The sequence below is a fragment of the Paraburkholderia sp. BCC1885 genome (assembly GCF_900996235.1).
In the GTDB taxonomy this organism is placed as follows: Bacteria; Pseudomonadota; Gammaproteobacteria; order Burkholderiales; family Burkholderiaceae; genus Paraburkholderia.
Genome location: NZ_CAAJGM010000256.1, coordinates 1 through 6,817, shown reverse-complemented (window position 1 = coordinate 6,817; position 6,817 = coordinate 1). Strand labels below are relative to the sequence as shown.

The window sequence follows — 6,817 nt, the reverse complement described above, 5'->3', positions numbered from 1 at the left end:
ACAAACTGATGTCAGGCATCAAGAACTACGTCTGGACGATCGAGCAAGGCGAGAAGACTGGCTTTCACTTGCATGTGATCCTGTACTACGAAGCGAAGCACAAGCGTGACGTGTCGCTCGCGCAGTGTATTGGTGAATACTGGGCTGATGTCGTGACGGAAGGTAAGGGCGCGTACTGGAACAGCAATGCTCGCAAGGCGTTCCACGCCAGATTCGGTCATGGTATCGGTACGGGGCAGATCGATCGTAAGAATACTGAGAAGCGTGAATCGCTGAGAAAGAATCTGCTCTATCTCGCGAAGGCGTCGCAGTATTTGATGATCAAAGGTGCAGAGCGCGTCCGTACGTTTGATATGGGTCGGGTGCCGGAAAAGTTGAAGGCGGGCCGGCCACGAGTCGATTCTGATAGATTCGACATCAAAGATGATGAGGCTATCGATTGATTAGGTAATCGATGCATCAGATACAAATATATCCGACAATATCCCGTGGGACTTTGCCGTAGCATAGGACCGGGCGAGACATAGGTTGTGCCTTGTAGGGCGAGCGATAGTCCTGCAAGGCCTTCCATAAATAAGGAAACGGGGCCGTGGGGAAAAATGACATCTTGGACGAGCAGGGTTATTTCTGGTGGCGTGACGAAAAGTACCCCGGTAGTCAGTTCGCACCGGAACAGCATGTTACGGGATGGTTGAAGATCGCCGAGGACGGGGAGATCCGGCTTGAGCTCGATGGTGTGCTTCCCACGAGTCAGCACCCGATTGAGCAGATCATTGTGAATAGCTCGACGAGGAGGCCGCCTCGTGCAATACAAGGCATTACGAAGAAGACCGGAAAGAAGGTGCTTCTGATCGATGCTACGCCGAACGGTGGCCAATTCAACTCGAGTCGCTTCTCGTTCGAAAGGTACTTCGCGACGATGTGCCTGGTTGGGGATACCGAGTTCACAAGAAGTGGAAAGGTCCCGCAATTCTCCGAAATCGAGATTGATCTGACGGGATTTGAGAACTGGCTTCGATTTGGAACCCTGGACCTGACGCGAACGAAGCGAGTAACGAAGCTCAAGAGTGATGAGGTGCGCGATGTCGTGTACAACACGACGGTGGGAAAGCTGACATTTGCGAAGCATACGGAAGTCGTTGAATCCAATGGCCTGCATCGATTCGAAGCCAAGGTCCGTGAGTGCATGACGCTTGCATTCCGGAAGAAGTCCGCTCTTTCTCCAGAGCAAGTGCGGGAAGAGTTCGGTGCGTTCCAAGATCTCATGACCCTATTGACGGATTCGCATTTCTCGCTTGCGTGGCCAACAGTACAGATTTCCCGGAGTAAAAAGCGATTCACATTCTATTTTCGGCGTCTGACGAGCTCAGCATCCCCACCGAAGCTTCATGAGGTCTGCACGAATTTTGTTCAGTTGAAGGAGTCATTTGGTGACCTCTATGCCGCATGGCGAACTAAGCGAGATGAGTTTGGCCCGGGGTTCTATTCGTACTTGTCCACTCGCAGAGACATGAGCCTTTACGTAGAGAATCGCTTCGCGAATCTGGCGCAGGGGATGGAGTTCTTCCACCGGACAAAATACGGTTCAGAGCAACCGGGTAGCGCGCTGCAAGAAAAAGTCGATCGCATCCTTACGGGGGTAGCTTAGGAGAAAGATCGAAAGTGGCTCGCACGAAGGTTGCGATATGCTGCAGAACCTACGTTAGAGCAGCGACTGTGTGCAACGTTCGAGGCGCTCCCATTCGGGATTGATATCCAGCGGCTTGGGTCATTCGCGAAGGCATGTGCCAATATTCGTAACGATTTGGTGCATTTTGGTGGGCAACGCACGCGTGAGCAGTCTGCTGATTTCTTGCGCGAACTTTCTTGGAAAGCTGACGCCTTGGGATTTTTCTATCACATGACGCTGTTGAAAGAGATAGGACTGAGCGATGAATCAGTCAAGGCATGGTTGATGCCAGGGCTGGCGACTATGAAGGCGAGGGCGGCTATGGTGGAGGTTGGGCTGATGGATCGGGACAAGGTGTATCGAAACCAGGCTCCGACTGGGAAAGTGTGACGTACAGGCCACATGCAGGGGGGCGACATGGAACTACACGGCGAAGGCTTTTTGAGTCCGGCCGTTGACGATTGGGTGAAACGCAATCAAGAGAAAAATCATGCGTTGTTCGCGCATGCTGATCGACTGCGAGATCTGGCTTTGGATTTCGCACGGGAAATAAGCCAGGTTGCTTCTTCGAAACGGGAAGTGACGCTGACAACGCTCTTATTGCGTGCAATCAGTTCGTTCGAAGGCGTGATTCTTCTGTCGGGACGCGGTATGTTTGTCGAGGCAAGGTCAATCGCCCGTAATGCCCTTGAGACTGCTTTCTATATGGGGGCTCTGGTCGAAGATCCCAGCTTCATCGACAAGATGATCGCGGATCATGCGAAGCATCGGAAGACATTGGCAACCGAACTGTTAAACGATAAGGCACATGCTGACGTGATCGGTTCTGACGTCTTGGAACGACTCCAGCGTTTCCTGAGCGATCTCGATGCTTCCGGCCAGGAGCTCGGCAAGGTGGTGTCGGAGCAAGCGGCAAGGCAATCGGATATGGCACCGCTTTACAGCTTCTTTCGGGATTTTTCGGGCGACGCGCATCCGACCGTCCAGTCATTGAGCCGGTATACAGATGGCCGACCCGATGTGACGGGGTTTCTGCTGCAGCCGGACGACGAGTGTGCGCATAACGCGTTGGCGCACTCGATTCCAGCGCTTTACGCATGCATCATGCTACTGCAGCCGGTTTTCCAGGCGGAGACGACATATTCTAAGGTCACAGACCACTTCCGCTGGTTCGCCAGCTATGGTCGGAAAGGCGAGCAAGACGACGGTCGCGCAAATGATTTTCAAATCGGTTGACAGCATCCTTAAGCCTGATCCGCGCTTTGCCAACCTGTGCGTTGTAGAAAACGGTGTGGCGCGGCGTATAACGCTCGCTGATCATCACACTGCGCTCGCGGGTATCAGTCTTATTGACCTTGTACCAAGGGACGTTCGGGCGGCATTTGACCGCGCGCGTAATGCCACCATCTACGCCTTCTTCGATTACGATCTCTTCGTCGTCGGTGAGATGCAAGTGTTTGGCGCTTTGGAGTTGGCGCTGAAATGGCGCCTCCGCGGTAGCGGAAGTGCTTCGCGCAGCACCCTACGCAAACTTGTCGGCCGGGCTAGAAAAGCAGGTGTCCTTCCGCCGCTCGCTCCGGGCGCTAACGCCTTGCTTGACCCGATCGAGGCACTTATCGAGTTGCGAAACGCATTGTCTCACGGCACATCGGATATTCACTCGCCGGGCATGGCCTTTGACGTAATAGAATCCTGCGCTTTTTGGATCAATCACGTCTGCTCGCCGGGGTGCGACAAAGGCGCCGATGAATAGACGAATTTCCGTAAGGTAAAAGCATGCAGACGATAGCGTGCCTTGGCTGGGGTTCTCTCGTTTAGGATACGCGGGAACCACCGATCCGAAAGGGGTGGTTTAACGATGGTCCGCTCGTGCCGGCTGAATTCCTGCGCCCGTCGCAAGACGGGCGGATAGCGCTAGTGTTCAATGAAGGCGGGCCGTCTGTGCGCGCGCTGTGGGCGCTAATGGAGGCAACAAATATCGAAGATGCGCGCCGAGCGCTCGGCGTGCGAGAAAGGATATTCAACGGTCCTTTCTAGAGGTCGCTGCTTATCGAGGTGTATCGCCGCAGCCGACGTTGGCGCCGCGTCAACCGATTTTGTGCAAATATTCGATTCCTAGGTGAGCAGAGCGCCCGAAGTGGCATTGATAGATTTCCCTTGTTTACGAACAGGTATTCGGCATTGGATATGCGGAGCGGACGAGTCGTGCCGGATATTTGGGAAGCTTAGACGTAGGTGAAGCCGGATCCGGGCCGAAAGAAGTGAATTTCATCTGCGGGGCAGTCGATTTTAAATAAATAAAGAGGAGAGCCAGCATGACCGATAAGTTACAAGAATGTTTGATCCAGCCCGACGGTGCACATTTTTATCGGGGCGACCTCCACATTCATTCTTACCAAGCGTCCCACGACGTCACCGACACCGCCATGACACCGCAAGCCATTGTCGACACGGCCGTGCGAGAGAACCTGCAGATCATTGCGGTAGCCGATCACAATGAGATTGGGAATATCCAAACAGCGGTGACAGCGGGGAAGTCGGTTGGCATCCTAGTTATCCCGGCCGTTGAGCTATCCACGCCGGAAGGGCATTTGCTTTGTTATTTCCCGACCGTAGCTGCACTAACGCAGTTTCATGGTCGCCTCGACCTTGCTGACCGCGGACTGCCCAACAGTCGTTGCCGCAATGCGATGCACGCATGCTTGGATCTGGCGAAGGGCCTAGGCGGCTTTTGTGTTCTCGCGCACGTCGATGGAGGCAACGGCCTGGAAACCAACCACCCCGGTGGCTCACCTCACAAGACGGACATCATTTGTCACGATGCCTTACTCGGGATCGAACTCAGCAGCGCCGCATCACCCGTGCGTTATGCGCCGGATGACCCTGATCAGGTTCGGGCGCATATTGGCAAGCAGCGCATTGAGCGGCTAGGCTTAGGCGAGCGCCAGTATCTGGCACGCATCCTCAGCTCTGACTCTCACACAGTGAATGCTCTTGGGCGAAACGCAAGTCAGGATCGCAAACTCACTCGCTACAAGATGGTTACCCCCTCGTATGACGGCTTGCGCCACGCGCTGGAAGAGGGTGACTCTCGAATTCGTCTGGAAGACGAGATACCTACTGCAACGCCATTTATCCTAGGAGCTACAATCAGCGGCGGCTTTCTCAAAGGTCAGACCATCCATTTCAGCCGCAATCTGAACTGCATCATCGGCGGGCGAGGGACCGGAAAGTCCACTACATTTGAAGCTGTGCGTTGTTTAACCGGTACGGAATCTGGGGCGGACGTAGTGGATTCTGAGGTATGGCCAGATCAATTACATCTGTTCTGGCAAGACGAAGCCGGCCAGCAGCACGCGTTGTCGCGGACGATCGGCGAAAATTTGACGAACCTTGATGATCCACTAGACGGGCCGATCGCATTCGAACTTGACTGCTTCGGCCAAGGGGAAGCGGCCAGAGTGCGTGAGCAGGCGAAAGGGGACCCACTTGCTCTAATGAAGTACCTCGACACTTTTACCGGGGTCCATGACGCAATCGATGAAGAGCGGTCGATCTGCGACAATCTGCAGGAACAACGCGCGAAGATTGTCGAGGCTGTGAAGAATGTTGGTTCTATCCCGCAGACGCAACGTTCCCTCACGGTGGTGCAGCAACAGTTGAAGGCATTTGAAGCTGTAAAAGGAGCTGACGTCATCAAGCTGCAACGCAGCCTGGCAATCGAAAAATCAAAGCGGGAGCAACTCAAGGAGCAACTGGCAGAGCTAAAAGAATTCATAGACGATGCGACCCTGACTGAGACAACAGTCGTTCTGCGATCGCTTGTTGATGGTGGCGATGTCGTCACTGGACGGGTCGAGGCCGCAGAGATCGTCTCAGCAGTAGATGAGTTTTCTGCGAAGGTTAAGCAGGCTCAAGACGCTATCGCTGCGGCTTATACGCAACTGCACACCGCAACGGCGGCGTCAATCGAGCGATGGACTACGAACGAGCGGCCCATTCGCGACGACATCGAGGCGAAGCGAATCGCGTTGGAGTCGCAAGGCATCAGACTCGACATGTCGCATGTCGCTAAGTTGACGACGGAAGAAACGAAGCAGCAGAAACTCTTGACGAATCTCAAGACGTGGGAGCCGCATTTGACGACTCTGCGCACGCAGTATGCAGCGACGCTGCGTAACCGGTGGCAGGCTCGCCGGAACGTTGCAGCGATGCGGCAGGTCTATGCGATCAAAGCGTCGCGTGCACTTGCGGAGGTGCTCTCGGACTTGCAGGTTAAATTGCAATATGTGGAAAGTGGATTCTCCGAAGAGGCTGTGGACATCATCGCGAGCGCGTTGAGCTGGCGAACGGTGAACCATCACAAGGCACGTGTGATCGTGGAGAATCTGACGGTGCCAGGATTGCTTGAAGCGATCGCGAAATCGCAAACAGCGCCGCTGACAGCGATCAGAGTAGACGAGAACGTCCAGCAGTTTTCGCCTGCCGATGCTAAGGAAATTCTCGACAAACTTGTCGAGCCGTCAGTTCGTGCTGCGCTCGAACAATGCCATGTCGATGACCTGCCGAGGTTGACCGTTACACGACGCGTAGAAGATGGTGCGAACGGTAGATACGTGCAGCGTGATTTTTCGCAACTCTCGCTCGGGCAGCAGCAGTCAGTTCTGCTCGCTCTGATCCTGTCATCTGATAGTAAGCGTCCGTTAATTATCGATCAACCAGAGGACAACCTGGATAGCGAATTCATCTTCCACACTTTTGTACCCGTCCTCCGCCGTGCGAAAGAACGTCGACAGGTCATCATCGTCACGCACAATGCCAACATTGCTGTTCTCGGTGACGCCGAGCAACTAATCGTTTTCAAAAGCAACAGCGATCACAGCAAGATCGTGGCACGTGGGTCGATCGATGACACCGCAGCCCGAGATGCGGCGTGCAAGATATTGGAGGGTGCACGCGAGGCATTCGTAAGCGGCTCGGCCCGACCGTTTCGCCATGCTGACTTTTCCAAAGCATGATGAGGGCGTTCAGATCAACGGAGCCAGTCAGCCATGTCGAACGCAGGGGGCGCAGCCCATCCCCGTCGCACGTACGCGCGAAAATTCAAGCAGCAGGTGATCAGAGAGACGTTGGTGCCTGGCATGTCGG

At 54.5% G+C, this 6,817-nt stretch carries 4 protein-coding genes and 2 pseudogenes; all 6 read left to right on the top strand.

Going from position 1 to position 6,817, the window contains the following annotated elements:
- Positions 1-443 (top strand): annotated as a pseudogene (locus FQ755_RS33460) (inovirus-type Gp2 protein); the annotation flags it as partial.
- A gap of 146 nt (positions 444-589) precedes the next feature.
- On the top strand, positions 590-1,648 hold the full coding sequence (locus FQ755_RS33455; protein WP_144161553.1) for a hypothetical protein: 1,059 nt from the start codon (positions 590-592) through the stop codon (positions 1,646-1,648).
- Positions 1,649-1,666: 18 nt separating this feature from the next.
- A pseudogene (locus FQ755_RS33450) lies at positions 1,667-2,059 on the top strand (HEPN domain-containing protein); the annotation flags it as partial.
- A gap of 27 nt (positions 2,060-2,086) precedes the next feature.
- Positions 2,087-2,905 (top strand): DUF5677 domain-containing protein, encoded by an 819-nt coding sequence (locus FQ755_RS33445; RefSeq protein WP_144161549.1) that lies wholly within the window; start codon positions 2,087-2,089, stop codon positions 2,903-2,905.
- A complete protein-coding gene (locus tag FQ755_RS33440) occupies positions 2,886-3,422 on the top strand; it encodes a hypothetical protein (RefSeq protein ID WP_144161547.1) in 537 nt (178 codons plus the stop codon). Before FQ755_RS33445 ends, FQ755_RS33440 begins: the two co-directional genes overlap by 20 nt.
- A gap of 562 nt (positions 3,423-3,984) precedes the next feature.
- Entirely contained in the window at positions 3,985-6,687 is a 2,703-nt protein-coding gene (locus tag FQ755_RS33435) for a TrlF family AAA-like ATPase (RefSeq protein ID WP_144161545.1), read from the top strand.
- Positions 6,688-6,817: the final 130 nt, after the last annotated feature.

Coding starts and splice junctions, on each gene's coding strand:
- FQ755_RS33435 (WP_144161545.1), top strand. CDS start 3,985: ATGACCGATAAGTTACAAGAATGTTTGATCCAGCCCGACGGTGCACAT.
- FQ755_RS33440 (WP_144161547.1), top strand. CDS start 2,886: ATGATTTTCAAATCGGTTGACAGCATCCTTAAGCCTGATCCGCGCTTT.
- FQ755_RS33445 (WP_144161549.1), top strand. CDS start 2,087: ATGGAACTACACGGCGAAGGCTTTTTGAGTCCGGCCGTTGACGATTGG.